We start from the raw sequence: 26131 nt of genomic DNA, 5'->3' as shown, positions 1-26131 counted from the left end.
TTTTGGAATTCAGGATAATTTGAATGAGCCAACAAACCTTAGATCTTCAGGCCTTACGTAGCTTTGTATTGGGCATGGAATTAAACAATTTCGCGCTTGCTGCCAAGCGCTTACATCGTTCAAGTTCTGCGGTGAGCGCTCAATTAAAGAAGTTAGAGCAGCAGACGGGTTGTCCCTTAGTTAAAAAATCAGGCCGCCAGCTGTTGCCGACTGATAGTGGAGAACAGTTGCTTAGTTATGCAAGACGCCTATTAGCATTAAATGATGAAGCGATGGCGGCTTTGGTGGTTCCCGAGTTAACCGGGAAGCTGCATTTTGCGATGCAGCAAGACTTTTCTGAGAGCTTTCTGACTCAAGTGCTGGGACAATTTAGTCGCGCTTATCCGCAAGTTCAATTGTGTACTAGTGTGACCCGTAATCAACAGTTAGTTCAAGGCATTGAGCAAGGGCAATATGACTTAGCGCTGGCCTGGGATGCAGGTCAAAGTTGCGCTAATCAACAAGTTTTGGGTGCGCTTCCCTTGCTGTGGTTAAGCCATCCTAACTTGTCGCTGGAGTCATTGTTGCGACGTCGACAAGCCCTACCTTTGGTGATGTTTGAAGCCCCCTGCTTAATGCGGGAGAAGGCCACTGCAGCACTCGATAAAGCGGGAATTCCCTGGAAGGTGGTTTATAGTAGCCAGAGTTTGAATGGAATCTGGGCTGCGGTGGAGGCGGGTTTGGGAGTTACCGTACGCACCAGCATTGGCTTGCCAGCCAGCCTTTTGGCCATTGATGATTTATTGCCATCCTTGGGGAATTTAGGATTATTAATGCATCGCACCGAGGGAGCGGAAAAGCCGGAAGTTGTTCGCTTAGGAGAGATTGTGCGCCAGCAAGTCGTTAGTCGCTGTTTAAAGTTGCCGGCTTAAGCCCGTATTGTTGATGGTGAGTGAGGTTTGTTGCATGGTGATGATGCAGGCTCGCGATCAAGCATTTAAGCCTGGTCAATGGTTCGTCTCAGGGCCGCCCTGAGCAGGGCCGCCCTTGCTTTAATGAATCACAAATGGCACTCAAAATTGCGCTAGTATTTAGCCCATCATTAGCGTGCTAAAGTAATACACTGCGGCATAACCCACGGTGTAAGAAATCAGCAAATAGAGGAAATAGCGTAAATAACTACCAAAGGTTAAACCATCAATTTTACTCATGGCAACAATGCCTGCAGCTGAGCCGATCACCAGTAAGGAACCGCCCACACCAACTGCGTAAGTCAAACCCAGCCAATCTGGCGCTGACATGCTAATACCGGCTTTCAATAAGGCCGCGGTGAGTGGCACGTTGTCGATGGTGGCAGACATTGCGCCCATTAGATAGTTAGCGGCGATTGGTGGTAAGACTTCGTATACCGAAACCAGCTGGTCGAGTACATCTATTTCTTTCAGCATGCCAACCAATAGCAAGATCCCGAGGAAGAATAGTAGGGTTTCAAATTCAATGACTCGAATGTATTCCAAAATCGAATCTTCGTCTTGGTCTTCGTTAAAGAAGCGGGCGGTGAGGAACATTAACGACATGCCAAATAGGAAACTAAGCACAGGCGGGATTTGATAGAGCGCATTGCCAAAAATGGTACAAACAATAGTTGCCAGAAAGATCACCGCAATAACCGCATCTACTTTGCGAACTTCGGTAATATGACGTTTGATTTCAATCGTATCTTTCATGCCAACAGAGAGCATTAGTGCTAACAGTAATACCGAGAAGAACGAAGGGATCGACAGTAATAATAGATCGGTAATGGTGACCTTATTGGCAAGGAAAATCATCAAAGTTGTAACATCACCGGTGATCAATGCTACCCCACCAGAGTTGACTGCAAATACCACCAGAGTGGCAAAACGCAGGGTTTTCTTGCGGCTTAAGTTGAGCGATAGGATCAAGGTAACCGAAACTAGTGTGGCGGTGATGTTGTCGGCTAAGGAAGAAAAAATGAAACAGAATACAGCAGTTAGAAACAGTAGCGCTTTTTCACTAATTTGTTTTGGTAGGAAGAAATAGATAAGATTTTCTATCATACCTTTTTTATTTAAATAGGCTACGAAGGTCATTGCCGCCACAAGGAATAGCCATAATCCAGCAATTTCTGAGATGTTTTCCCCAAGCCCATCGATGACTTGTTGATGCTGCTCCCCCTGTCCCTGAAAGATGAATAACAGGATCCAGGCCAAAGTCCCCAAAAACAGTGTGACCTTGGCTTTATTGACGTGAATTACATCTTCTAGAACTACACCTAACAGCGCCAGTACGGCGAAGCTGATCAGTACTACCTCTAAGATTGGAGACATCTTTTTTCCTTGTTAATTAGCTAATGGGTCGGCATTGCTTAAAGCGATCGTCGGCCAATGAGTGCGGCAAACAGCTATGGAGAAGCGCTGTTGATAGAATAAATTGACGGCGAATTATAGGACTAAAGTGCCAGCAGAAAAAGCTTTGTAGCATTTTAGATGCATTTTTTTTACAAAACTCCTTTTATTCATTTACTTGTCGCTGTGGGTGTTTGAATTGTGTTGAGCTTTGTGGGTTGGTGTAACAAAGGGCGGTTGGCTGTAGTTTAATTGGGAGGTTAGAGAGGAACTCAGCGAGGATGATAACCTTAGTTGATCAGGGGGGACTCAAGCAGCCAAGATTTTGGCTGCTTTTTTGCTTCACAGTTAAAAATCAGGGAAGCCCGAAGCTTCCCTGATTGTTACATAAAAGGTCTGCATTACTACCGATTAGTAGTCGTCATCATAATCTTGATCGAGATGGCGTTGTAACTGCCTACGCTCGTGGTATTCATCAATGCGGCGACGAGCTTTGGCTTTGTCCCGCTGAGTTTTATGACTTTTTGCGTTATGGAGTAGGTCTAGTTCGTCCCATTCGTCCATATCGTCAAAGCTTGGTTGTTTCATAAATCTGCTCCAACACTGACTTCATCGAGTTCAAGCGCGCTCTCATTATCTCTGGCTGTTGTGAGATACGAAAAATGTACCTTAAAAGTATAGCCTTGAAAGTGAAGATTTTGTTAAGTCTTAACACTTTTGCGTAGTGGGTCGAGCTTGCTTTTGTCAGGAATTCCATTACCTTTGTAGCTGAATGTAGTGTGATGTGGTCTTGCTGTTATCTTTACTTCTAATAAATAGAACATTCCTTAACATTAAATTCGATTTTATTAGATGGCGTTATCGGTAATGCTAATCCACTAGAAAATGTTAAAGCAACAAAAAGGACTGTTATGCAGTTTCGTAATACCGCCAATGGCTATGGTTTCATCTCGATTATGATCCATTGGCTCGCCACCATCATTGTGCTGATGTTGTTTGGTTTGGGCCTGTTCATGGTGGATTTGAACTATTACTCGAGTTGGTATCAAACCGCGCCGATGATCCATAAAAGTGTTGGGATCTTATTGTTTATTTTAATGGTTTTTCGCTTATGTTGGCGCTACTTAAATCCTCAGGTCTTAAGCCTTGAAAACCATCATCCGTTGGAAAAACGTGGCGCTAAAGTCGGGCATTTTCTGCTTTACTCTGTGATGTTTGTATTGATGGTTTCTGGTTATTTGATTTCCACTGCCGATGCTCGTCCCATCTCTGTATTTGATTGGTTCGAAGTGCCGGCTACCTTGCATGGTATTCCTCAGCAAGAAGAATTTGCAGGCAAAGTACATGCGTTTCTTGCTTGGAGTTTAATCGCTTTGGCGGCCGGGCATGCCTTGGCTGCTGTAAAACACCACTTTGTAGATAAAGACCGAACATTAATTAGGATGTTGAAACCCGCTCGTATACTGATGAAAGGAATAAAAAAATGAAAAAACAGTTTATTGCTGCTGCATTTGCGGCAAGCATGTTCGCTTTACCGGCCAGTGCCGCAGATTATGTCATTGATACCCAAGGCGCTCATGCCTCGATTAACTTTAAGGTTAATCACTTAGGTTACAGTTTTGTGGTTGGACGCTTTGATACTTTCGATGGTGAATTTAGCTATGATGCGGCTGCTCCAGAGGCGACTCAGGTGAAAGTTAATATTGATACTAAATCGGTAAATACCAATCACGCTGAGCGTGATAAACACATCCGCAGTGGAGACTTCCTAGAGGTTGATAAATATCCGCAAGCCGGCTTTGTGAGCACCAAGTATGAGGCCAGTGATGCAGAGCATGGCAAGTTGTACGGTCAACTTACCTTACGCGGGGTGACGAAAGATATTGTGATTGATGTGAGCAAAGTTGGTGAAGGTAAAGACCCTTGGGGTGGTTACCGTGCTGGTTTTGTTGGTTCAACCCAGTTAGTGATGAAAGATTATGGTATTCCGATGAATTTAGGCCCTAAATCCACCTCTGTAGAAATGGATTTAGTGATTGAAGGTCGTAAAAAGTAATCCTGTTGTAGCCTAAATGCGCAGCATAGCCTCCTAGCTAAGATGCCCAAGTGAAATATCTAAACTTCACTTGGGCATTATTTTCTCAAAACCTACTCTGCTTCTTGGTTGTGACTTTTAACCGATGGAGAAGTATTTTCTTGAAACGGTTTTCAGTCTATTTATTTGTGGTTCCCCCTATCAAAAACACATAAATTTTTGATTAATAGCCAAAAATTTATGTTTGCCATTGTCTTTCTGAGGCATCACATTTACTCTTATTGAGTTTTTTATCTTCATATCTGAGCGATGTAGAACGGATTAGCTGAAAGCTCAACACAAGGAGTGTGGTGTGATAATTGGTATTATGTTTGGTTTAGTCATCGCTGCGGTATTGGTTTATCGACTGCGCTACATTCATTGTACTTTTGTCTGTGAGCTACGCTCTGGCAAAGTGAATGTTATCAAAGGCCATCTACCGAGCTCATTTATTTATGATTGCCGCCAAATGATGCGGGGAAGGAAAGTACTCGGTTTAATCAAAGGGATTGAAAGCAATCAACGATTACATTTGCATTTTTCTCCGTCTATTGATGTGGCAGACCAGATCTATTTGGAAAAGCAATTTCCGCACAAACTTTATAGTCAAAAAACTTCAGAGACCAGCAGTAGCGTTTTTCTCGATTAGCCTGCGGCCTATTACCGAGCTTTTTTACTCTGGTGATGTTATCGACCCATCACTTCAACTGTTGTGATATATGGCTGCTTTTTAGCGCTTTAGCTTTTTGGGTAAAGTGAGTAGATGAGGCTGATTTAGAGCGCGTTTAATAGTTTTTATCAACCATATACAAAATATCATGCAGAACATCATCGATAAGGCGAGCGCTATATTTTCGAGGGTTGAGAGTTCTTTTGCTGGCCAGCCATGGTTGGCCATAGCTGGGTTCGCTATAAATAATGTTGCAGCCGATGCTGCGAGAGTCAATTGATGTTTCATAAAGCACCACATGTTAAATGATAACTATTCGCATTTAGTGTATAGTGCTTTTTCTCAATATACAAGTGACTTTTGTTTATAGGTGAGAGGTGCGTAACTTAAACATTCTTTTTGCTTCCGTAATGACTAAGTCGCGCAGCGGGTTTTCTGGTGTATCGTTCCGCCAAATAAAAGACAGTGAGCGTTCAATGTTAAGTTCAGGTACATTGAGTACGACCAATTCGCCACGCTCTAAAGCTTTTATCACATCCAGATAGGGCAGGCAGCTAAGATAACTATTGTTAGCGACCAAAGAACGAAGCACCGGTACATGCTCATATTCGCGATGCACTTTTAGGCTTTCGATGGTGCCTTGAATGGCACTATCAAATACTCGTCGTGTGCCTGCTCCGGGCTCACGTAATACCCAACGTGCTTGCTCCAACTGAGCAATGCTGACTTTTTCGAGTTTGGCGTAAGGATGGTGGGAGGCGGCAACAATCACTAAGTGATCATTACACCAGATGTGGTGAGCGATACGGTCGTCATCACAACGCCCTTCAATGACCCCAAGTTGGTAGTCGTAGTTAATTAAGCCATTGATCACTTCAGCTGTATTTTCTACTGAAAAGTTAATTCTCAATTGAGGGAAATCGTTATCGATCGCGCTAATTAGGTCGGGGATCAAGTGTTCCGCTGCGGTTTGGCTGGCGCAAAGTTGTAGTTCACCACTCACCAAGTGCTGGTTTTCGAAACCTTCTTCTATTTGCATTGCATCGAGTAATAGCTGTTTGGCTTTGGGTCTTAGCCATAGACCCCATTGACTTAATACCATCCGTTTGCCTCGACGGTCAAACAAGGGTTTACCTAACAGTTTTTCTAATTGTGCGAGCGACATGCTGGCTGCTGACTGGGTTAATGCGAGGTGTTCAGCTGCTGCGCTGACACTACCATGGGTGGCAACGGCTTCAAACACGGTTAATTGCTTTAGGGAATAACGCATTAATCACTCCAGTGAGTATCGGATGACGGCCAACTTTCAAGCCTAGCATAGTAAAGCTAAGTGCTATCAATAGTTTTGATAGCGGTCATAAAAATTATGCGCTTACTGCGGAGCAATTATCTGTTTAAGGTAGTGTCACGATTAGCTACCGAGCGGCTGAGCTGCTTTCAATAAAGGTTTTTGTGGGAATGAATCAACAGCAACCCGAGCGTTTTAATGCCCCATTTGTAGTATCAACAAGTAAGCCAAGTACCTTGCCTGTTCATGCTTCAAATGCTGCTTTAAGCCCGGATCAAATGACACAGTACGCCGAACAGTATGCCTATAAGAAGGCGAGTGGCAGTACTGGTAAAACTTTGAGTTTAGCAATTAGCGCAGGAATATTTATTGGTCTTGCTTTCGTTTTCTACATTACGGTGACCACTGGCTCAGGACAACAATTGGGCTGGGGCTTTAACCGCCTATTTGGAGGTTTAGCATTTAGTTTAGGTTTGGTACTGCTAGTGGTCTGTGGCGGTGAGTTATTTACCAGTACGGTATTGTCTATTATTCCTCGGGCCAACGGTAAGTTGAATACTCGACAGATGCTCGCAAACTGGAGCAAGGTTTATTTAGGTAACTTTATTGGTGCCATCTTACTGGTTGGAATTGTCAGTGGCGCCAAGCTTTATCAATTGGATCATGGACAGTGGGGCTTAAATGCCTTGGCGATCGCACAACACAAATTAGAGCACAGCTTCTTGCAAGCCGTATTGTTGGGAATGTTGTGTAATTTGTTGGTGTGTTTAGCGGTATGGATGACCTTTAGTACCACGTCGAGTGCAGCCAAGGGCGCATTAGTGATTTTGCCTGTGGCGATGTTTGTGAGTACCGGTTTTGAACACATCGTGGCCAATATGTTTATGGTGCCTTTAGGGATCGCAATTAAAACTTGGGCTGAACCATCGTTTTGGAGCGATTTAGGGATTCAATCCAGCGCTTTTGCTCATCTTACTTGGTCAAACTTTTTTTGGCACAACGTCATTCCAGTCACTATCGGTAACATCATTGGTGGCGCAGTGATTGTGGGCTTGGGCTATTGGTCAATCTACCACCGTAAGCCACAAGCACAAATCCATTCAAGTTCTATATCTGTTTTATCAAATCAAATTTCTGGTCCTATCGGAGAACCAACTATGCAAAACTTAAAATCGATGACTGTTGCCGACATTATGTCACCGGTAACCACCCCCTTAAGCCCGGATATGACTCTGGCGACAGCCTGTGATGCATTGTTGGCGAATGGCTTGTTTGGCTCTGTGGTCGTGAATCAACAGATGGAATTACTTGGGTTTGTTTCTGAATTAGAAATTTTACGTAAGTTATGGCTGGAAGATTACAGCAAACCAAGTGCGACTAACGTAGAAAGTATCATGCAAAAGGACGTAATGACCGTGGCTCCTAATCATAATTTACTTAAACTAGCAGAATATATGAGTGTTGATGTTGCTCAAGTGTACCCAGTTTCTGATTCAGGTGTATTGTTGAGCAGCACTCATCAACCACTTGAAGAGCGGCTACGTAACAGCAGTGTTTACCGTCCGAAGATTTTCCCTGTTGTTGATAACGGTAAGTTAGTCGGTGTTGTGACTCGTCATCAAGTACTGAAAGCCTTGCGTCCAGCACTCGGTGCGCCAGCCAAAGTTGAAGCCGAGACTTTTAAAGCAGTTGCTGAATCATCAGTAGCTTAAGGTAAACTAAGCGTTTGTCGCTGCTGTAAATAGCGCAGCGCTTGTTGGCTGATAGAGGCGGTTGAAGATGATTCTCCCGCCTTTTTTAATGCCTGCTCGGCCTCGGGATAACATTGCAATTCCAGATAGAGCAAACCGAGGTTCAAGTAGTTGTGGGCTGGTTCGGTGTCGGGATAGTCAAGCGCTCGCTGTAAGCTATTGATACTTTGCTGCCATAGCCTTTGTTGCGCTTGTGCATAAGCGAGCTGTTGATAATGTTTCCCGTTCGGCTCAAGATTGAGCGATTGACTAAAACAGCTGGAAGCTTGCGGGTAGTCTTTGGCGCTTAGCCATAATTGGCAGCGTTTTTGGCGTAGTTTGGCTTGCCCTGCCATGCGCCCTTGCTGCATGCCTTGTTGTAATACCAAAGCTGCCTGATAAGGCGCGCCTTGGCTTTGCTACCGTTGACTGAGTAAAAGGTAGGGTTCGTTATTTTCAAATAAGTTGGCTTGAAAGGCTTGCTGTAAGTAAGCCAGCGCTTTATCGGGCTGTCGTGCTTGTTGTAGTGCTACCAGAACCAGATAAGCTTGAAGTTGTTGTCCTTGCCTCAATAATACTTGCTGTTGCACTCTGATGGCTAAAGGCCAGTGTTGTTGTTGGCTATAAATACTGACAGCCAGTGGTAGCCAAATTAAAGGAGGCGCCGCGGGTTGCCTGGTTAAAGCTTGAGCGATGTGTTGTTCTGCTTTATTCCAATGTCCTAGCTGAGCATGCGCCTGCGCCAAGTAAAATTTGCTATCGGCCAATACAGGGGGGAGCTGTTGTGCTTGCCAAAGGGAAAAAGACGTAATGGCGGCCGACCATTGCTGCTCTTGTAATTGTAGCTGCGCAATTTGGTAGAGAGTGCTGTTTTGTTGGTCATCGGAAAGTTGCTGTAAATGGTAAGCCTCTTGCAAATTGTTGAGCGCTTGAGCATAAGTTTGCTGTTCCAGAGCAACTTGACTTCGATAAAGCAAAGCAACGGTTTGTGCGTAAGCCCGTTTTTGTTGTTGATATTGATGATTTAACTGCTCGAGATAGTGCTCGGCCTCTGTGAATCGTTGTTGTCGCAGTCGTTGAGCGGATTGTAGCTGACGGCTTTCGCTTTGACTTAATTTGGCAGCATTGCTGCTAAATGAAATAAATATAATTGATAGTACGATTAAGTATTTACTGTTCATGCAAATTAAACTCAATCAGCTGGCGCGTTATAAAGCTTACTGGCCGTTGTTGTTGATACGAAACGCCAGTTCTGCACGGCACGGCGTGCAGCTTGTTCGAATATCAGCGCAGGCTCGGCCGCTAGTACTTTGATGCTTGAAGCCTTTACTCTGCCATCGGAGCCGACGATAAATTCTAGTTCAACCTTGCCTTCGAGGTTGCGTCGTTGCGCATTGAAAGGATATTGCGGTTTTACTTGGTAGCTCGGTTGAATTCCGAGTATGAGGCGAAGCGCCTTGCCTTCGCTCAGTAGGTTATTGGGGGAGCTTAGCTCGGCCTTGGTCACGCTTGCAGTAAGAGCCGGTAGTTTAAGGGGGCTAAGACTAACTTTAGCGAGGGGGAGAGCGATCGCTGAAACCGAGAGTTCTATATTTGCTTGTGTTTGGTGAACACTGGTTGCTGGTGGACTGAAATGAAACTCCGTTGTGGTTGGCGCTAAACGAGGCGGTACCAGAGGTCGACGCTGAACCAATTCGGGCTTGCGGCTGTGACGTTGAGCAAATAACTGTATAGCAGCTAAGGGTTGCGCTTGGGGGAGCGGCACTTGTTTGAGTCCCGAGATGTTAGCCAGGAATACAAAAAAACTGCCCGCTACGAGCAGGCCTGCGGGAAAGGCGAATAAAAGGCGTAACATTAAGGTTGACTCGCTTGGGTTGCTAGGCGATAAGGAACTTTGGCTAAGCGAAGTTGATCTAAAAGTGCCACCAATTGCCCGGTTGTGGATTGTTGGTCGGCCTCGACTAAGATGGCAAAATTGGTCCGCTGCGTTGTTAATTGCTGAAGTTTTGTCTTGACCAAGCGTAGGTCGGTGCACTGGCCATCGAGTTCAATATTACCATCGGCGGCTAGGCTTAAGTGGCTGGCCGAGTCATTTTGTAATTGGCCAGTCTACGCACTTGGAGGATTCACTTCGATACTACTTGGTCTGACAAAACTGCTGGTGACAATGAAAAAAATCAGCATGATGAATACGATGTCCAGCATTGGCGTCATGTTGGTCTCGGCGTCTTCTTCCGGTTTATTGATGATATCGCGCCGTTTCATCTAGGCATCCCTTTTTATATTTGCTGGACGTCGTTGCAGCGCTAACTTACTGCGAGTGGTCCAGCGTTTAATATAAGTAAAATTGATTAAGTCGATGACGGCGATACTCATGCCTGTCATCGTGGGCAAACTTGCCCGAGCAATGCCTGAAGACATTAAATGTGGATCGGCGCTGCCCGCCAAGGCCATATTGTCAAAGACTTCAATCATGCCACAGACGGTGCCGAGCAAGCCCAATAAAGGACACACTGATTAGCGTTTTGATTAAGTTCAGGTGTTGATTCAGTTTAAGTTCCATATCGCAGCGTAGGTTAAGCCATTGATCGCGGTGTTCTAGGCCTTTTAGTTGAGTTTGGTAAGCCTTGTGTTGGGCTGGATAGCTGATCAGTCGAAACCGGTCTCGTTCCAATAATAGGTTCGCTAGTAATACCGAGAGGCCGAGTAACAACGATAAAACCCACCCTCCGAGATGCAACAGCAGATGTAGGCTGTCGAGGCTTGAGTGCAGCAACATCAGGCCATGCTTCATCATTTATTGGTCGACAGCATTGCTGGACGGTTCGTGTCGGTGTTGCTGAGCAAGCAGCGCTAAACCTTTCTGTTGAATCACTTGCAGTAATATTCGACTGCGAGCGCTCATCAGGCTACGGCAAAACAACAAGGGAATAGCGGCGAGTAGGCCCAGTACTGTGGTGATCAAGGCTTGTGAGATCCCTGCCGCTAGAAATTTAGGATCGCTACTCCCATAAAGGCTAATATTTTGGAAAGTCGTGATCATGCTTAACACCGTGCCCAGTAGACCCAGTCGCGGAGCGAGCCCAGCGAACAACTTGACTAAACTTTGGCCTCGCTCAATCTTTGGTAGTTCGCCTAATATTGCTTCATCGATACGTAGCTCTAAGTCCTCTAGGCGAGAGCTTGGCCCTTGGGCGGCGCTTAATACCCGAGCTAAGGCGTTATTGGCAGACAGCTGTTGGGGATGATTTAATTGTTGTCGTACTCTCCGTTCATTTTGTAAGAGTATGAAAAGACGGAATAAACCGACTACTAAGCCGACTAGTGCGAGCACCATGATTAGCCCAGCTACGGGACCGGCTTGTTTTAGTCGTTGTTGTCAGTTGGCTTGTTGCTTGGGGTGCGGGGATAGAGCTGTAATTTTTCTAGTGCTGCCTGCCATTCCAAGTATTGGCCCTGTTGATTGATAATATTAAAGCTACCAATTCTTAGTAAGTGCTGTCGCTGCACTTGACCATCGCTACCGATTATATCGGTATCAAAAAAACTGATACTGGCTGAATATTGCAGTTGTGCCAGTAACACCCGAGGGAATTGTTGCATCTCGGTTGCTGTGGGAAGACCTTGACGCTTGGCAAAGTCTAAACGCTTGCTGGCATCGGGGTACTACTCTGCTGCCACTAAGGATTTATCTAAGGCTATTTGGTTTTCTGTCGCCTTGGCCTTGATCAGTTCAAATACTTTTCCAAGTTGGCCACTACTTTGTTGAAGTTGCTGCTGGCTCAGGCTCATTGCATGTTCATTGTTCACAAACTGTTGTTTTAACAGCTGTTGTGTGGCTTCAGCCTGCGCTAAACGTTGGCGAGTTTGCTGTAATCGCAGTCGTTGTTGTTGAAGAGCTTGCTCAAATTGCTGTTCGCTTTGCTGGTTTAGTGCTTGGCTTTGGGTGAGCTTGAGTTGATTATTCGCCCAGCAAGTGATGCTATTGAAGCTGAGCTGCGAAATCATCAGTAATTTGGCCGCAGACAAATGCATTTTATGATTCCGACTTGTTGATGTGGTTTGATGGAGGTGGTATCGGTAAGCTCAGTAGGTGAGGCGCTTGTCGTTCCCAAGCAATAGCGATGGCATCCTTAAACTGAGGTTGTCTGTAGGGCTTAAAATTTGCCATTGTTGCGTCGCTGGATCCCACAGTGCCGACTGCTGTGCGTTGAGCGTTTGATAGTATAAGGCGGTGCGATCAAGCCGAAAGAAATTGATCTGACGCTCGTTGAGCATGGCTTGATATGCCTCGACGGTCTCCCCATATTCCATTTAGATTTGGTAAGCATCTAATACTTGGCGATATTTTTCTGCCAAGCTAATATCAGCTCTGTTTAAAAGTTGCGCGAGGTCCTGTAAGCGTAGCTCTCGTTCTTGGCTCAGAAATGGCAGATCTCTGGCGACAAATGGTGTGAGTTCATTCAACATCTGATGCACCAAGGGAAGGGCATGTTGTTCGCTTTGGGCTAAGGACGTGAGATCGCCTTTGAGTTGCTGTAACTGTTGTTGCTGCTGAAGGACCATGGCATGTAAGTGCAGGTTATATTGCTCTAAGAGTTCGCTTTGCAAGCGTAATTGACGTTTTTCATTGAGGGTCGCTTGACGTTGTGCATCTAATTGATCGATTTGCTATTGTGAGCTTCGATTAAGTTGTTGGAGCTGGCGTTGATCTGCCAGCTTTGAAGGCATTAAGTGTTGCTTATTTGCTAGTACACTCGCTGAGGCCAGTAACAACGTAAATAGCATCAAATATTGATTCATATCCTCCGTCCTTGCAATGAATAGTCAATTGTCGTTACCAACACATTCATACCTTAATTTGAGAGAGCTAAAGCCAGCCAAAATCGGTTTAGGCTCATAGCTTAACAAGCCGCTAGTATCAGATAAAATGACTCGATGAAGCTGAATTTTCTGCATGATTGGAGCCATTATGGGGGGCTACATTTTCAATTGCTGGGGTCGATGTCTGCTGATCCATTGGATATTGACTCGAATTATGATGAGTTCTGAAATTGGCCACAACTTTAGTTGTCGCATCTTGCTGAATATGATGTAGAGTTAAACTTAATTAGCATATTTCTGGCTGGCATGGATGACTCGGCGGATTTCCCTCAAATATATTTTGTTTATTATTTGTATGATGGCGGCTTTGCTGCCGACTTTGATCGTGAGTTCTTGGTTACAACATCGAATTCAACAAAGTGACATCGCAAGTGTGCAACAAAAACATCGACTGCTGGCCAAGACGACTAGTTTTAACTTGTCGCGCTATGTCAATGACAGCGCAGCAATGCTGAGTGCTGTCAATCAGCAAATCATTTCTCAGCCTTTCCCCCAAGCGTTTTCTACTTTGCTACGTCAAGCCAATATCTATGCCTTATTTGAGTGGCAGATGAGCCGTGGGCAGCGTTTTTTTTATGCGGATCAAGCGCTGAATATCTTTGATGACGTACCGTTGCAACTGCGCGCTGCAATGGCGCAGGCGAGGACTGATAAGACTCGAGTTGCATATAGTGCGGTGGTGACCGAAGGATTACCGCAAGCCACTATCTTCATGGTGATTTATCAAGGTGAAGATCGCTTTCTGATCGGGGCGCAAAGTACTGAGTTTTTAGTGCAAAGCCAAGCTGAGATAAGCTTTGAACAACAAGGTTATGCGATTTTAGTCGACCAAAATGGTCGCGTATTGGCGCACCCTAATGCTCAATGGTGGCAACGCGCTAAAGATTTATCGAGTTTAGCGCCGGTGATCATGCTTAAACATCACCGCGATGGGCTGAGTCAGTTTTATTCCCCTAATTTGCAAACAGAAATGGTCGCTGGATTTGCTAAAGTTGCAGAGACAGGCTGGGGAGTATTGGTGGTGCAGCCTGTTTCTGAATTGCTCTTATCTTCTCACCAGCTAAAGCAGTTTACCTTTTGGTTGTCGCTGCTATGTGTATTTGTGGTGGGGATGGTGAGTTGGTATTTAGCTTGTATGTTGATCCGTCCCATTTGCCAAGTTGTGGAAGCTGCTCAAGGCATCTCTCATGGAGAAATGGGGAAGTATGTGAATGTTAATCGACGTTTTATGCCAACCGAAATAGAAGCCTTACTGGTTAAATTTAATGCTATGGCGAGTGAAGTGTACACGAGTCGAATGTTGCTTGAGCAGCGGGTGAAGCAACGTACCGAAGCCCTGAGTAAAGAGGTGCAGGTTCGCAAAAAAGCGGAGCAGAGAATATGGCAACAAGCCAATTTTGATGCGCTGACGAAACTGCCAAATCGGCGCATGCTTAATCGTTTACTCAGTGACGCCTTGGCTAATCGTCGTCAGCAAGAGTCTGTTTGTTTAATGTTGTTAGATTTGGATCAGTTTAAGGGGATTAACGATACCCTTGGTCATGATATGGGCGATATGCTATTGCAAATAGCGGCTCAGCGGATCCAACATTGTATTGGCGAAGGTGAACATGTGGCTCGGTTGGGGGGGGATGAGTTTATCCTTTTACTCACTGACAGTGGTCGCGAGCAGCGAGTCACGAATTTGGGTGAGTTACTCTTAAAAACGCTGAGTACGCCGTTTCAACTTGGAATTGAACGAGTCTACATCTCGACAAGTATTGGGGTTGCCTTTGCTCCTAAGGATGGAGATACAATCGATGACTTGCTAAAACATGCTGATCAAGCGATGTATGTCGCCAAAAAGCAAGGGCGTAACCGTCTCAGCTATTTCACAGCATCTTTACAGGAGCAGGCACAACTGCGACGCTTGTTGGTGAACGACTTACGAATGGCGCTGGTCAAACAACAGTTGCATTTACGTTTTCAGCCCATCGTCGATTTAAGCAATCATCAGTTAGTCAAAGCCGAAGTGTTGGTGCGTTGGTTACACCCAAGTCAAGGCTGGATAAGCCCTGATGATTTTATTCAGGTTGCAGAAGAAACTGGAGTTGTCGTAGATATTGGCAACTGGGTATTTAGTTGTGCAGTCGCGCAATTACAACGTTGGCAAGAATTAGGCTTACCCGCGGTGCAATTGAGTATAAATACCTCCCCCAAGCAGTATTTTGAGAGCGGCTGTGATGTGAATGCTTGGCTCAATGAGCTGAGCGAGGCTGGGTTGTCGAGTAGTGCGGTAGTGATGGAAATCACTGAAGGTTTACTGATGAATAATAGCCCCACCGTTAACGAAAAATTACTCACCTTAAGCAAGGCTGGTATTGAAGTGGCACTAGATGACTTTGGTACGGGCTATTCGTCCTTGGCTTACTTGCAAAAGTTTGCCATCGATTATTTAAAAATCGATCGTATGTTTATTAAAAACTTGAGTTTAGAGAGTGATGATTTGAGTGTTTGTAAAGCGATTATAGTGATGGCTCATAAATTGGGCATTAAAGTGATCGCTGAAGGGATCGAGACTGAAAATCAGTATCAGTTGTTAGCGAACGAGGGTTGTGATTATGCTCAAGGTTATTGGTTTTCTAAGCCCTTAAGCCAAGAGAGTTTTGAATTGCTGCTCAAATCTTCATCTCGAGTGTTACCCTTAGCGAGTGAGTCATATGGCCTGGTTCATGACGGTGGCGCTCGTGAGTGACATTTTAAACTGGGATACACTTTACTTTAACCCGCATATTCTCTGTTTCTCGGAATACGAGTACCAATTAGGCCTTAAATGGCTGTTGTTGGCATAACGAGGTGGTTGCGAGTGATAGACTTAGAGTGCTAGTCTGCGCGACAGCTGTCGCGATTACACATTTATCCGCGTCATCATTAATCGCCCAAGTTAAATTGACTTTGAGCCCGATTAATACTCTTTAGGAATGGTTTAATCAGAAATGCTGGAATTATCTAATAAGCTAAGCTTGGCCGATTGGGAATTGGAATTTACCGCTATCAGAGCTCAAGGCGCTGGAGGTCAAAATGTTAATAAAGTCTCTAGTGCTGCCCATTTAAGGTTTGATATTAAGCGTTCAAGCTTGCCTGATTTCTATAAAGAACGTTTGTTAAAGTTATCTGATCAACGGATTACCAAAGATGGGGTCATTATCATTAAGGCACAAACCCATCGTACCTTGGAGCGAAATAAGGAAGAAGCCTTACAACGTTTAAAAGAACTGATCCTTGATGCGACAGTGGTACAAAAGAAACGTCGCCCCACCAGAGCAACCTTGGGCTCAAAACGTCGGCGGATGGATCAGAAGACTCAGCGTGGTCAAACCAAGCAAATGCGAGGGAAAATCAATTATTAAGTTGCGCTTGTTCTGATCGGTGCAGCCCTGCGCTGATTCATATGATTTGTTTTGCATCTATCATTTCATCATGGCTTTGGTTCTGTTTGAAATGCCGCAGCATTTTTGCAGTCCGGTTTTGCCTTGTTTGCGGATGTTTGCCTTTATCTAGTCAGAATGACTTTGAATGTGAAGCAAATACAACGGTTTCTTGCTGGTAAAGAAAAAGAGTCAAACATATGGAGACCAAGTCTTCGACCCCACTAATCGCGTATGGATGTGACCTTTCATCTTATAAGCTTTGTCTTAATGAACCACCGAACGCAGAATAAACCCATTAAAAAAAGAACATTTTTTCATGGTCTTTGGTGGCGTTTAAAACTGAATTCTCATTTGTTTTCTAGCTCAGTAAACGGCGCTGTTTCAAAATTTGTAAACCACTGTAAAGGGCGCTTAAAGCTTTGTAAAGTCGCTTACTTATTGGTTCTGGCAGTCTTATATTTAAGGTGAAGTTTGATTACCCAGAGCCACCAAGGAGGTTCACATGTTTAGGTCTATTTTTATCGTATTTAGTTTCGTCATCGCCGCTTCAGTTAATGCTGCATCGCTAAGTAATTTGGTGCAACAAGAGCAGTGGCAAGAAGTGGGTGTTCTTGACGGACAGAATGGTCACCATCAACGTACCAGCATTGAGTTAAGTCAACTCAAAGCTTTGAGCCAAGATCAAGTTGCCAGTTACAAATTAGGTTATAGCGAAGGATTAACGCAGTTTTGTTCCGTTGATACTGCCTATCAGGCTGGAAATTCAGGTCAGTCTTATCGTGGAGAATGCGTAAACTTTAGCAATGAAGATGAATTGGTACTTAGCTGGCAAGCAGGGCTGTACGATTATGAGCAAATGGAAGAGGTTATGGGCATGTTTAGCGATTAATCAGCACATGGTTTATGGTGCAGTTATAGCCCCCAAAAAAAGATCGCAGTCGCGATCTTTTTTGTATCTCTCGAATCTGCAGGATAAAGTACTTAAGCTGTTTATCTACACTGTCGAGTCATCATAGGACTATCAGGTCATGCCGACTAAAGCTCTCTTCTCACAAAGTTTAAGCAACTCGAAGGTGCTAAATCCAAGCCGCAATAACAGCACAATTATTCTTAACCCGTAGCTTATTAGTCTGAATATTTCTACATAATTGGTATTTTTTCTCGATCTTTTACTCGGTTTTGTGATATGTATTTGATACGAGCTTTCTTATGTGCTTAAAAAGTACGGCAGAAAACGCTAGATAATGGAACGGCTCGGCCGAGTTGTGGGTACAAGGAATGATGGAAATGAATTTATCGGTAGTGATGCGAACCTTGTTAGGATTTGCTGTCTTGTTGCTATTATTAGTGGTTATGGCTGTGATTGGCCAAATCAATATGCGAGGTGTCGAAGCGCAGCTGAAAAGAACCGTTGAGCAGCTTACGCCGATGACCGAGCGCGCTAATCAATTGTCGGGCTTATTGCTTAATTCTGCGCGGATGGTTGGTTTACATAGTGGAAAAAAGCAAGCCTCCGAACTCAGCGACTTAGAAACCAAGTTAGCGTCGCTTAGTCAGCAGTATCTAAATAGTTTTCAACAATTACTAGAGCTGGGACGTGATGATGCGCAATTGAGCGAAGGCCTCTCGGAATTAGCTAAGCAACAACAGCTGATTAGCAGCACTTCGGCGCAACAACTCGAAACGCGTCACCAGTGGTTAGCCAGTACTGAAAAATTAGCAGGCTTACGCAAACACTATAATCAAGAATGGGTTTATTTTAAAGATGATGCAGAACTCTTAGTTGATAGTGTTGAAGATGGCGCTCAATGGATTGCCAAGGGGATCTTAGGTGATGGGATGGGTTTGAGCCGCACGGTGAATAATGTGTTTACGGCGCAAACTGCAGAAGATAGTCAACGTTTGTTAGGCGTGATTCATACCTACTATGATTCAATGCTAAGCAAGCGTGAACAGTTGAAAAAAGATGATCCGGTGAGCGCCGGTGACTTAGATGCTTATTTCGATTTATTAGCTAAATCTTTTAGTGAACAGGGCCTATTTGCAGTGGTCGCTAGCATTAGTCAATTACAACATCAGCAACAACTTAATTTAGCGCAATTAAATCAACAAACCGACACCGCCTTAGCGATGTTGGACAGTATTAATCAGCAGGTTTCATCGATCATTCATTCTGCGAGTGAGCAGGCTCGTCAAAGTACTTATATGGCAACCTTGCAGATGCTGGCCGCGATTGCAGTTTCGTTGGTGATTGCCTTAGTGGTTGCCTGGAGTGTGACTCGAAGTATTCGATTGCCCTTGAAACGAACCTTGGATCAAATGAAACGTTTGGTTGACGGTGATTTTAGCCAGCGAGTCAAGTTACAGCGTAATGACGAGTTTGGGCAAATTGCTAACCAACTGAATACGCTTACCGCGCAGCTTAGTCAAACCATTGAAGCGATGGTTAGTAATGCCTCACAATTAGAGGGGAGTGCACAGCAAGGCTTAGCGGCAAGCCAGCATACTCGTGGTTTGATCCGTGACCAACAACAGCAAACCGATCTGGTCGCGGAAGCCGTCACTTTGATGGAAGTTGGTGTGCAAGATGTGTCGCAGCAAGCTAACGTTTCACGAGATGAAATCAGCGCGGTATCGGCTTTAACCGAGCAAGGGCGGGTTGCGGCGCAAAGTACTCGCGAGACCACCAATCAATTGCAATCAACCATTACTCAAGCGAGTTCTCAGGTGATTGATCTTAAACAGCAATCTGATGGCATTAGTTCTATTTTGGATGTTATTCAAGGGATTGCTGAACAAACCAATTTATTAGCCTTAAATGCCGCGATAGAAGCCGCCAGAGCGGGAGAGCAAGGTCGCGGTTTTGCGGTGGTTGCCGATGAAGTTCGAAGTCTTGCGAGTCGGACGCAAAACTCCACGGTCGAAATTTTTCAAGTAATTGATACCTTGCAAAAAGGTGCTGAGTCAGCAGCCAAGTTGATGCAGCAAGGTGAAACCATGGTTGATAGTTGTATGGTGCAGGCCGAGCAAAGTGACCAACAGTTACAATCAATCGCCGAATTACTGAGCCAAATTAGCGAACGTAGTCAAGATATAGCCAGAACTGCGGAAGAGAAACTCACGGTAGCGACTCGGGTTGCCAGCAACGTGAGCAAAATTGTCGAATTGGCTGAGTTAGCTAACCGCGATGCTCAAACCAGCGAAGATGCCAGCCATGCCCTTAAAGCGCAGTCGGCACGACAACTTGGTCAGCTAGCAACCTTTACCTTAGACGCCGCGTCTTAGTTTGGTTGTTTAAGAGCGACTGCATATATTGATGGAGTCGTTCGTTTAAACAGCGAAGTCATGATAAACGCTCCCCCAGCGGTTAGTGCATTGCTTACTGAGGGCTTAAGGCTTGCCCTCTCTTTATTTCCGCTAAGCAAGCTCTCTGGCTGAAGTGACTTACCTTGTGTAAGGTGAAACGATAGTGGACTTAAGTCTGATCGCTGGAACAACTTTATAATAATAGTTTGATAGTCATAACTTTTTTAAATATTGCTCATTGCTTCGCCAATTTAAGCATTGCTATAGTTCTCCCTCTAATTCAATTTGCCTCAAGATAGTTTGATTCATCTGATTGCTTACAACTTATTTTCGGCGGATTTGAATAATTAATTTTGGTCTGCTGATATACGTAGTATTGGGCGTCAATAATTATATCGGCATATCCTTTGATTTTTATAGTTTGTTATATGAGTTGATGGCAATAAGTCTCTGGCTCAGGAGGCTCGAGGAATAGCATGGATGGCAAACAGTTACACTCTCTAGCTTGTCAGTTGATGATCGAAGGTGGCACATTAGACTCGTCATCCTTCGCCGAGTATCTCAGTCAACATACAGACGCAAGCTTTAGCCAAGAGCAGCTTGAGCTAGCGATCACTGCCACACATCAGCAGCTCAATAAAATGTATCGTCAGCAGCATGCCATCGCCGCCTTACCCAATGGCTTTGCCGATTCTCTGAATCAATGGTTTGTCCAGCTCAATCAATCTATCGAGGCGCGGGTTGATAGATTGACGCAAGAAAAACAACAGTCTTGGGATTCTGGGCGGCTTGAGTTAATGGCCCAACATCAGCAGCAATTAGGCGAACAAGCCACTAAGTATCAGACTTTGGAAGCTGACATGATTGGCTTACGTACTCAGTTAGCAGGAGCGGTTGAGAAAACCAGTGAACTACAGACTGAAGTTGATCAATCCAAGCAGCAGCAACAGTTGCTCAAGGCAAGTTTGGAAGAGGCAGAACAAGCGCAAATGCAGGCGCAGCAACAACATGCCAGTTTGAGTGCTGAAAATCAGGCCTTAAGCCAAAACTTACAGCAAGTACAAAGCCAGCTTGAAGCTTATCAACAGCTTGAAGAAGAGGCCGCCTTAGAGCAATCAGAGCATGAGCAGCATTTACGTCAGCAACTACAAGCCAGCCGAGAAGCGCTCGAACAAGAGTTGGCGCAGGGCAAGTTGCGGGGAGAGGCTCAAAGTGAATTGAGTCATCAAGCTCGCGAACTTGCGACACGTTGTCAACAGTTGGAACAACATAACCAGCACTTAGCTAGCAGTAAGGCCTTACAACAGTCTCAGATTGAGCGATTAGAGCTACAATGTCAGTCTTTGGCTGAGCAGTTAAGTCAACAGACCGCGCAGCAGGTTCAGCGGGAGCAAGTGGCGATTGAGAGCGAAACCGTGTTACGTGAGCAGCTGACTATTTTAGAGCAGGGCAAGCACGCTGCTGCTCAGCAAATAGAGCGTTTACAACAACAGTTGCAAGAGTACGTCGCTAAATTGACTCAACAAGAGGCGGAGAGGCAAGCTTTAGTCGAGCGTCGCCAATCGCTGAAAAATCAGCTAGCACAAGTCTTACCGGAACTTGAGCAATATCAGCAAACAGAAGTAAGGCTTCAGCAGCATGTCGCTCAACTAGAGTCTAAATATTTGGACAATACGGCTGAACTGAGCCAGTTAAAAACCCAGCTTGCAGCAGCGAAGTCTCAGCTCCAGTTGAGCCAGGATATGGCGGAGAACGAGCGTCAACGGCAGACTGAACAACAGCAGACAGAACTTCAGCAACAGTTGGGTCATTTACAGGCTAAGTTTGGTAAAGAACAACAGGGTCATCGCTTAACAAAGTTAGCGTTAAGTCAACTGGAAGAACAGTTGCTTGATGCGCAGATAGAAAATAGTACTTTTCCAGGCAAGTTGAACGTGCTTACCGAGCAGTTGAACGCTGCCGATTTGCTGAATGCTCAGTTACAACGGGAGGTGAAAGAAGCCAACCAAGATATTGCGAGTTTGAGCGATGCGAATAGCAAATTAAATCGTTTATTGAATCATTCGGCGAGCAAAGGAAAGGTCTAATACTCAATCTCGTGTATCGCGGTATGGGCTTCGGATTAAGGCTTACACTGCTTATTGAGCCATAATGAATGCACTCTGTATAAAGGTCTGGCTTAGCTCAATAAAAATGCCTGAGTCGTTGCAACAAAATTTTCTGAGCGCGGTGTTGAAAAGCTCTTTTTTATCACGGCTTCGGCTGTCATCTTATGATTTAATGCGTTTTCGACTAATTGCCGATACAAATTGAACTGCTGTTCGGCATATTTTAATTTATATTGTTCCTTAATATAAAAATATTGCTCAAGGTTATTTTTATACAATGCTAATAAGCTTTCTGCGACTTCAAGTTCTTTATATGCTCGTCTAATAATCTCTTGCTTGGTTAATCGCAGTTCCATGAATGAGTTTGCGTTGTAGCGCCAGGCATTTCTCTCTTTTTCGTAACGCCACATATCAAGATAGCCTGAACAGGCATATATCTCGGTGACTTGTTGGTCAAAATGTGGTTCTTTAATCAGCCTGGATGTGATGTCTGCTAATGACTGAATCTTATTCCCCATTATCTTTCTGACAGACTTTAGAATGTCATTGGTAATTTCAGTTTGCTTGTTAATTGGGTTAAAACTTAATGCAAAATCAATTTCTTCTTTACTTGCTTGGTATATGCAGTCTTTAATCACCGAGACACGCTGTGAATCAGCGAGATCCTGAGGGAGGCAAGTATCACTATTGGCAACTAACGCCAAACCCGCGTATTCATAAGACTTAGCCACCAAACGAGAACAAAACTGCTTTTTGGTTTCTAGTTTGGAAAAAAATTTTGCGCCCGCATTCACAGCACTTAATCTTGAATAGGATGAGCCAACTTGTAGTCGAGCAAATTCAATGGCTTTCTTGATGGGCTGAGGATCGTTAACTCTTACCACCTGGACATATTCAGGTTGTTCCAAAATCATCCGTTGTAAATTTCCGGAATGCACCCCTTCAGGATCAGAATGAATATAGCTAGATTCACCGACATATAATATGACATGTGAATACGCCGACCTCGTTAAGGTTCGTATGGTTTTACTTGGTTTTTTGTCGGAACAAGTAAGAATAATATCCCCTTGTTTTAATCTTTCCCTATTTAAGAGATACATGCACCACCCTCTAAACTAAAAGCTCATCAGGAGGGGAAAATCCTCTATTGTTCAGGGACTTCCCCAACATAACTCAATTGATAATTTAAAAGCTAACATATAATGGGCGATTAATCAGTAGATTAAATTTCGAACTTTGCGCCTAAAATATGATCTGAATCAGTGCTGGGCGTGTTGAGCTAGCTGTGCTTGGCCGAGCAATCTCATGTTGAGCACGCAATATCTGGAAATCTTTTGTATTACGGAAAGTACTCTCTTGGTTCTTAGGGGGATTTGTTGCGGCGTAGCTGACAATCCAATGGCTTCATTGTATTTGGATATCGCTTTACCTTACTTGCCATTAATTTTGGTGATGCAAGTGATAGGGGGATAGCGCTGTGGCAGGCTATAGAGGGCATAGCCCAATTTTTTGGGAGCCCTTTGGCTGGTATTTGTGGCGCATTTCTACAGCATTATTGCCGATTGATATCGAATGAGGTCATCAATCGGCTTTGTCTTGATGCAGATAGCTTGAAAAATTATCCAACTAACCATTTGCTAAGATCAAGCAATTCTAGGAGCATCCAAAAATTGAGTGGGAATTAAATCTTCAATATGTTTTGCGATGTTTATGGCCATTAAGTCATTCCCTCTATCCGCGACAATTTGAAGTCCTACAGGTAATCCGTTGACTTGACCGCAGGGAATCGACAATGCGGGTTGCTGCGTGAGATTAAAGGGGTAAGAAAATGGCGTCCAATCCATCCAGTGTTTTTGCTGTTGAGTCTCGGTGTTTTGGCCTGCTTCAAAGGCCGTACGAGGCAGAGTTGGGGTGATTAAAATGTCGTAGTTTGAATGAAAGGCCTGCATGGTGCGTCCTAATTCGGCTCGTTGATCGACAGCCTTCATATAGTCGACGATGTCAATCTTACTCCCCTGTTCACCAATCTTGAGAAAACCTGGGTCGAGCAATTCGCGTTGTTTTTGACTGAAGCCAGAGATTACTTTCGCAGCCCCAGCAAACCAAAGAGTTGAAAAAGTATCGATGGGATCTTGGAAGTTGGGTGTGACTCGCTCCACCTTTGCGCCCAGTTGCTCAAGTGATGTGACAGCAACATCAATTAGTTTGAGTATCAGGGGATCAACATCGACGTAGCCAAGCGTTGGACTGTAGGCTATTTTGATGCCATCGAGAGGCCATTTATTGGCATCGCTCCAAGTCCCGCTAAAAACACTGTTTGAGTACCAATCCCTGATGTCGGGGGTCGCGACGATATCCATCATTAACAAGCTGTCTTGAACCGTTCTGGTGATTGGTCCGAGGTGAGAAAGAGTTGTCATCGCGCTTGCGGGCCATTGAGGTATGTAACCAAATGTCGGTTTTATACCAAATACTCCGCAGAAGGAAGCGGGGATCCGTATCGAGCCTCCAGCATCACTGGCCTGGTGTAGAACCCCCATGTTTAAAGCTGCTGCGACAGCAGCACCACCAGAAGATCCTCCAGAGGTTTGAGTTGTTTTCCAAGGGTTTCTGGTGATACCGGTCAGTCGACTATCGGTTACGCCTTTCCAGCCGAACTCGGGGGTGGTTGTTTTACCAAGTATCACCGCGCCAGCCTGTCTCATCTTTTGAGTAAACGGAGCATCGACGACAGCCAAGTCTTCAGAACTGGTCAATGAGCCGCTACGGATCGGCCATTTAGCGACAGAGGTTAAGTCTTTGATAGAGCTAGGTATACCATCAATTTTGCTGAGTGGGGCTCCTTTAAACCAACGTGCTTCAGATTGTTTTGCAGCCTTGAGCGCATCCTGCTCAGCAATAAAGCAGTATGCATTAACCGAAGCGTTACACTGCTCAATCCGTTCCAGTGAAGCTTGAGTCGCTTCAACCGGAGAAAGTGCTTTGGATTGGAACAGCTGGCTGAGTTCGACCGCTGTCATGTCTGCTACATGAGTATGTTTGGAATTAGTCATTTTCGAAGACCCCAGCAGCAGATAATAGAACATTCAGTAGCACAGAGGCTCCTGCACCAAGGTCTTCTGCCTTTGCTCTCTCGAGTTCATTATGACTTATCCCTCCCTCACAAGGGACGAAAATCATTCCGGCAGACGTCACGTCGGCCATAAAAATAGCGTCATGTCCCGCACCACTAACAATATCCATATTCGGGTATCCTAAGTCGGTGGCCGCAGTTCTTACTTGATCGATACATTGGCTGTCAAAGGAGATGGGAGGAAAATTGGCTGTTGCGCTTATGTTTATTTGAAGGCCGTATTTTTGAGCCAAGGTATCCACTTTGCGGTATAAGTCTTGGGTCATTGCTTCGAGTACTATTGAATCTAAGTGTCTGAGATCGGCCGTCATTTTTACACGACCAGGAATCACATTGCGAGAGCTTGGAAATATCTCAAAACAGCCAACTGTTCCTCGGCCATGAGGCGAATTTTGCAGGGCTATTTGATGTATAAATTGGAGTAATTCAGCACCAGCAACGGCGGCATCTTTTCGAAGGTGCATGGGGGTTGGGCCTGCGTGAGCTTCTATGCCCGTTATTTCTATATCAAACCACTTTTGGCCAAGGGCTCCAACCACAACGCCGATCTGTTTCTGCTGTTCTTCCAGTACTGGACCTTGCTCGATGTGTGCCTCGTAATAAGCGGTGACTTTATGGCCAAGATGGCTTTTGTTACCGTTATAATCAATTTGATTGAGCGCATCTTGCACTGAGATCCCAGCATCATCTTTTGTGGATAGCGCTTCGTCGAGTGAAATTTTTCCAGTAAATACACCAGATCCCATCATGCATGGCGGAAATCTTGAGCCTTCTTCGTTGGTCCATGCGACAACTTCGATCGGAGCAATCGTTTGTATGTTCAGGGCGTTCAAGGTACGTATTGCTTCTAAACCAGCCATCACACCAAAGCAGCCATCAAACTTACCACCAGTCGGTTGGGTATCAATGTGGGAACCTGTCATGACAGGGGGGAGATGATTGTTTTGACCAGCTCTTCGTGCAAAAATATTACCGATCTCATCGATTAAAACGGTACAGCCCGCGTCTTCACACCACTTCTTAAATAAGTCTCTGCCTTGTTTGTCTCGCTCGGTTAGCGCCAAGCGATTTAAGCCACCTTTTAGGGTATGGCCAATTTGCCCATGGGTCATCAAACTGTCCCAAAGACGTTCGGTGTTTACCTTGATCTTCCCTAAGCTAGGTGATCGTTTATTCATTTGCA

The 26131-nt window shown here is 44.8% G+C and carries 24 protein-coding genes and 2 pseudogenes; 10 read left to right on the top strand and 16 right to left on the bottom strand.

From position 1 onward, the window contains the following. Positions 1-23 precede the first annotated feature (23 nt). A complete protein-coding gene (locus ACRRSY_RS17865; RefSeq protein WP_432463750.1) occupies positions 24-911 on the top strand; it encodes a LysR substrate-binding domain-containing protein in 888 nt (295 codons plus the stop codon). Positions 912-1070: 159 nt separating this feature from the next. Here the strand turns inward: ACRRSY_RS17865 and nhaD are convergent, their stop codons facing one another. Both nhaD and ACRRSY_RS17855 read right to left on the bottom strand, forming a co-directional pair. Next, complete coding sequence (gene nhaD, locus ACRRSY_RS17860; protein WP_432464731.1) at positions 1071-2318, bottom strand: sodium:proton antiporter NhaD; 1248 nt, start codon at positions 2316-2318, stop codon at positions 1071-1073. A gap of 438 nt (positions 2319-2756) precedes the next feature. After that, on the bottom strand, positions 2757-2933 hold the full coding sequence (locus ACRRSY_RS17855; protein WP_432451908.1) for a PA3496 family putative envelope integrity protein: 177 nt from the start codon (positions 2931-2933) through the stop codon (positions 2757-2759). A gap of 323 nt (positions 2934-3256) precedes the next feature. Between ACRRSY_RS17855 and ACRRSY_RS17850 the strand changes: the two genes are divergently transcribed. The 3 genes from ACRRSY_RS17850 to ACRRSY_RS17840 all read left to right on the top strand — a co-directional run bounded on the left by ACRRSY_RS17850 (position 3257) and on the right by ACRRSY_RS17840 (position 5068). Then, entirely contained in the window at positions 3257-3832 is a 576-nt protein-coding gene (locus ACRRSY_RS17850; RefSeq protein ID WP_432460021.1) for a cytochrome b, read from the top strand. Further along, entirely contained in the window at positions 3829-4401 is a 573-nt protein-coding gene (locus ACRRSY_RS17845; RefSeq protein ID WP_432463749.1) for a YceI family protein, read from the top strand. Before ACRRSY_RS17850 ends, ACRRSY_RS17845 begins: the two co-directional genes overlap by 4 nt. Positions 4402-4732: 331 nt before the next feature. Beyond that, positions 4733-5068, top strand: coding sequence for a DUF3634 family protein (locus ACRRSY_RS17840; RefSeq protein ID WP_432463748.1), 336 nt, complete (start codon positions 4733-4735; stop codon positions 5066-5068). Positions 5069-5453: 385 nt separating this feature from the next. Here ACRRSY_RS17840 and ACRRSY_RS17835 read toward each other — a convergent pair whose 3' ends face one another. Then, entirely contained in the window at positions 5454-6359 is a 906-nt protein-coding gene (locus ACRRSY_RS17835) for a LysR substrate-binding domain-containing protein (RefSeq protein WP_432451912.1), read from the bottom strand. 188 nt (positions 6360-6547) lie between these two features. On the opposite strand from ACRRSY_RS17835, the gene focA reads away from it, so the two are divergent. After that, positions 6548-8089: a formate transporter FocA gene (gene focA / locus ACRRSY_RS17830; protein WP_432463747.1), complete on the top strand. Its 1542-nt coding sequence runs from the start codon at positions 6548-6550 to the stop codon at positions 8087-8089. Here the strand turns inward: focA and ACRRSY_RS17825 are convergent. The 10 genes and pseudogenes from ACRRSY_RS17825 to ACRRSY_RS17780 all read right to left on the bottom strand — a co-directional run bounded on the left by ACRRSY_RS17825 (position 8086) and on the right by ACRRSY_RS17780 (position 12718). Then, complete coding sequence (locus ACRRSY_RS17825) at positions 8086-8496, bottom strand: hypothetical protein (RefSeq protein ID WP_432463746.1); 411 nt, start codon at positions 8494-8496, stop codon at positions 8086-8088. The two genes, focA and ACRRSY_RS17825, sit on opposite strands and share 4 nt — an antisense overlap. A gap of 30 nt (positions 8497-8526) precedes the next feature. Further along, a complete protein-coding gene (locus tag ACRRSY_RS17820) occupies positions 8527-9288 on the bottom strand; it encodes a hypothetical protein (protein ID WP_432463745.1) in 762 nt (253 codons plus the stop codon). 11 nt (positions 9289-9299) lie between these two features. After that, entirely contained in the window at positions 9300-9962 is a 663-nt protein-coding gene (locus ACRRSY_RS17815) for an energy transducer TonB (RefSeq protein WP_432463744.1), read from the bottom strand. Further along, a pseudogene (locus tag ACRRSY_RS17810) lies at positions 9962-10291 on the bottom strand (ExbD/TolR family protein). Before ACRRSY_RS17810 ends, ACRRSY_RS17815 begins: the two are co-directional and overlap by 1 nt. Before the next feature lie 81 nt (positions 10292-10372). After that, positions 10373-10582: a MotA/TolQ/ExbB proton channel family protein gene (locus ACRRSY_RS17805; RefSeq protein WP_432460018.1), complete on the bottom strand. Its 210-nt coding sequence runs from the start codon at positions 10580-10582 to the stop codon at positions 10373-10375. After that, positions 10575-10904 (bottom strand): hypothetical protein, encoded by a 330-nt coding sequence (locus ACRRSY_RS17800; protein WP_432463743.1) that lies wholly within the window; start codon positions 10902-10904, stop codon positions 10575-10577. Before ACRRSY_RS17800 ends, ACRRSY_RS17805 begins: the two co-directional genes overlap by 8 nt. Beyond that, a complete protein-coding gene (locus tag ACRRSY_RS17795; protein WP_432463742.1) occupies positions 10905-11444 on the bottom strand; it encodes a MotA/TolQ/ExbB proton channel family protein in 540 nt (179 codons plus the stop codon). A gap of 29 nt (positions 11445-11473) precedes the next feature. After that, entirely contained in the window at positions 11474-11710 is a 237-nt protein-coding gene (locus ACRRSY_RS17790; RefSeq protein WP_432460015.1) for a hypothetical protein, read from the bottom strand. Between the two features lie 63 nt (positions 11711-11773). Next, entirely contained in the window at positions 11774-12142 is a 369-nt protein-coding gene (locus ACRRSY_RS17785; protein WP_432463741.1) for a hypothetical protein, read from the bottom strand. Between the two features lie 51 nt (positions 12143-12193). Next, a pseudogene (locus tag ACRRSY_RS17780) lies at positions 12194-12718 on the bottom strand (DUF3450 family protein). Positions 12719-13241: 523 nt separating this feature from the next. Between ACRRSY_RS17780 and ACRRSY_RS17775 the strand changes: the two are divergent. From ACRRSY_RS17775 to ACRRSY_RS17755, 5 genes are all read left to right on the top strand, one after another. Next, complete coding sequence (locus ACRRSY_RS17775) at positions 13242-15725, top strand: EAL domain-containing protein (RefSeq protein ID WP_432463740.1); 2484 nt, start codon at positions 13242-13244, stop codon at positions 15723-15725. 241 nt (positions 15726-15966) lie between these two features. After that, positions 15967-16380, top strand: coding sequence for an alternative ribosome rescue aminoacyl-tRNA hydrolase ArfB (gene arfB, locus ACRRSY_RS17770; RefSeq protein ID WP_432451922.1), 414 nt, complete (start codon positions 15967-15969; stop codon positions 16378-16380). Between the two features lie 523 nt (positions 16381-16903). Further along, positions 16904-17290: a DUF2799 domain-containing protein gene (locus ACRRSY_RS17765; RefSeq protein ID WP_432451923.1), complete on the top strand. Its 387-nt coding sequence runs from the start codon at positions 16904-16906 to the stop codon at positions 17288-17290. Between the two features lie 398 nt (positions 17291-17688). Further along, a complete protein-coding gene (locus ACRRSY_RS17760; protein WP_432463739.1) occupies positions 17689-19686 on the top strand; it encodes a methyl-accepting chemotaxis protein in 1998 nt (665 codons plus the stop codon). A 497-nt stretch (positions 19687-20183) separates the two neighbouring features. Then, complete coding sequence (locus tag ACRRSY_RS17755) at positions 20184-21794, top strand: hypothetical protein (protein ID WP_432463738.1); 1611 nt, start codon at positions 20184-20186, stop codon at positions 21792-21794. Between the two features lie 92 nt (positions 21795-21886). On the opposite strand, the gene ACRRSY_RS17750 is transcribed toward ACRRSY_RS17755, so the two are convergent. The 3 genes from ACRRSY_RS17750 to ACRRSY_RS17740 form a co-directional block, all read right to left on the bottom strand. Continuing rightward, positions 21887-22915, bottom strand: coding sequence for a YiiX/YebB-like N1pC/P60 family cysteine hydrolase (locus ACRRSY_RS17750; RefSeq protein ID WP_432463737.1), 1029 nt, complete (start codon positions 22913-22915; stop codon positions 21887-21889). Positions 22916-23458: 543 nt separating this feature from the next. Beyond that, positions 23459-24868, bottom strand: a complete 1410-nt coding sequence (locus ACRRSY_RS17745; RefSeq protein ID WP_432460010.1) for an amidase — start codon at positions 24866-24868, stop codon at positions 23459-23461. Next, a complete protein-coding gene (locus tag ACRRSY_RS17740) occupies positions 24861-26126 on the bottom strand; it encodes a Zn-dependent hydrolase (RefSeq protein ID WP_432463736.1) in 1266 nt (421 codons plus the stop codon). The genes ACRRSY_RS17745 and ACRRSY_RS17740 overlap by 8 nt, the downstream gene beginning before the upstream one ends. Between the last annotated feature and the right edge of the window lie 5 nt (positions 26127-26131).

The sequence above is a fragment of the Agarivorans sp. QJM3NY_33 genome, assembly GCF_050870865.2.
In the GTDB taxonomy this organism is placed as follows: Bacteria; Pseudomonadota; Gammaproteobacteria; order Enterobacterales; family Celerinatantimonadaceae; genus Agarivorans.
Note: the sequence above shows the minus strand (reverse complement) of the source record. Positions and strands in the feature narration are given on the sequence as shown.

What these genes read in the sequence shown, in the direction of transcription:
- ACRRSY_RS17865 (WP_432463750.1), top strand. Translation starts at nt 24, where the DNA reads ATGAGCCAACAAACCTTAGATCTTCAGGCCTTACGTAGCTTTGTATTG.
- ACRRSY_RS17855 (WP_432451908.1), bottom strand. Translation starts at nt 2,933, where the DNA reads ATGAAACAACCAAGCTTTGACGATATGGACGAATGGGACGAACTAGAC.
- ACRRSY_RS17850 (WP_432460021.1), top strand. Translation starts at nt 3,257, where the DNA reads ATGCAGTTTCGTAATACCGCCAATGGCTATGGTTTCATCTCGATTATG.
- ACRRSY_RS17845 (WP_432463749.1), top strand. Translation starts at nt 3,829, where the DNA reads ATGAAAAAACAGTTTATTGCTGCTGCATTTGCGGCAAGCATGTTCGCT.
- ACRRSY_RS17835 (WP_432451912.1), bottom strand. Translation starts at nt 6,359, where the DNA reads ATGCGTTATTCCCTAAAGCAATTAACCGTGTTTGAAGCCGTTGCCACC.
- focA (WP_432463747.1), top strand. Translation starts at nt 6,548, where the DNA reads ATGAATCAACAGCAACCCGAGCGTTTTAATGCCCCATTTGTAGTATCA.
- ACRRSY_RS17820 (WP_432463745.1), bottom strand. Translation starts at nt 9,288, where the DNA reads ATGAACAGTAAATACTTAATCGTACTATCAATTATATTTATTTCATTT.
- ACRRSY_RS17815 (WP_432463744.1), bottom strand. Translation starts at nt 9,962, where the DNA reads ATGTTACGCCTTTTATTCGCCTTTCCCGCAGGCCTGCTCGTAGCGGGC.
- ACRRSY_RS17805 (WP_432460018.1), bottom strand. Translation starts at nt 10,582, where the DNA reads ATGATTGAAGTCTTTGACAATATGGCCTTGGCGGGCAGCGCCGATCCA.
- ACRRSY_RS17800 (WP_432463743.1), bottom strand. Translation starts at nt 10,904, where the DNA reads ATGATGAAGCATGGCCTGATGTTGCTGCACTCAAGCCTCGACAGCCTA.
- ACRRSY_RS17795 (WP_432463742.1), bottom strand. Translation starts at nt 11,444, where the DNA reads ATGGTGCTCGCACTAGTCGGCTTAGTAGTCGGTTTATTCCGTCTTTTC.
- ACRRSY_RS17790 (WP_432460015.1), bottom strand. Translation starts at nt 11,710, where the DNA reads ATGCAACAATTCCCTCGGGTGTTACTGGCACAACTGCAATATTCAGCC.
- ACRRSY_RS17785 (WP_432463741.1), bottom strand. Translation starts at nt 12,142, where the DNA reads ATGCATTTGTCTGCGGCCAAATTACTGATGATTTCGCAGCTCAGCTTC.
- ACRRSY_RS17775 (WP_432463740.1), top strand. Translation starts at nt 13,242, where the DNA reads ATGACTCGGCGGATTTCCCTCAAATATATTTTGTTTATTATTTGTATG.
- arfB (WP_432451922.1), top strand. Translation starts at nt 15,967, where the DNA reads ATGCTGGAATTATCTAATAAGCTAAGCTTGGCCGATTGGGAATTGGAA.
- ACRRSY_RS17765 (WP_432451923.1), top strand. Translation starts at nt 16,904, where the DNA reads ATGTTTAGGTCTATTTTTATCGTATTTAGTTTCGTCATCGCCGCTTCA.
- ACRRSY_RS17760 (WP_432463739.1), top strand. Translation starts at nt 17,689, where the DNA reads ATGAATTTATCGGTAGTGATGCGAACCTTGTTAGGATTTGCTGTCTTG.
- ACRRSY_RS17755 (WP_432463738.1), top strand. Translation starts at nt 20,184, where the DNA reads ATGGATGGCAAACAGTTACACTCTCTAGCTTGTCAGTTGATGATCGAA.
- ACRRSY_RS17750 (WP_432463737.1), bottom strand. Translation starts at nt 22,915, where the DNA reads ATGTATCTCTTAAATAGGGAAAGATTAAAACAAGGGGATATTATTCTT.
- ACRRSY_RS17745 (WP_432460010.1), bottom strand. Translation starts at nt 24,868, where the DNA reads ATGACTAATTCCAAACATACTCATGTAGCAGACATGACAGCGGTCGAA.
- ACRRSY_RS17740 (WP_432463736.1), bottom strand. Translation starts at nt 26,126, where the DNA reads ATGAATAAACGATCACCTAGCTTAGGGAAGATCAAGGTAAACACCGAA.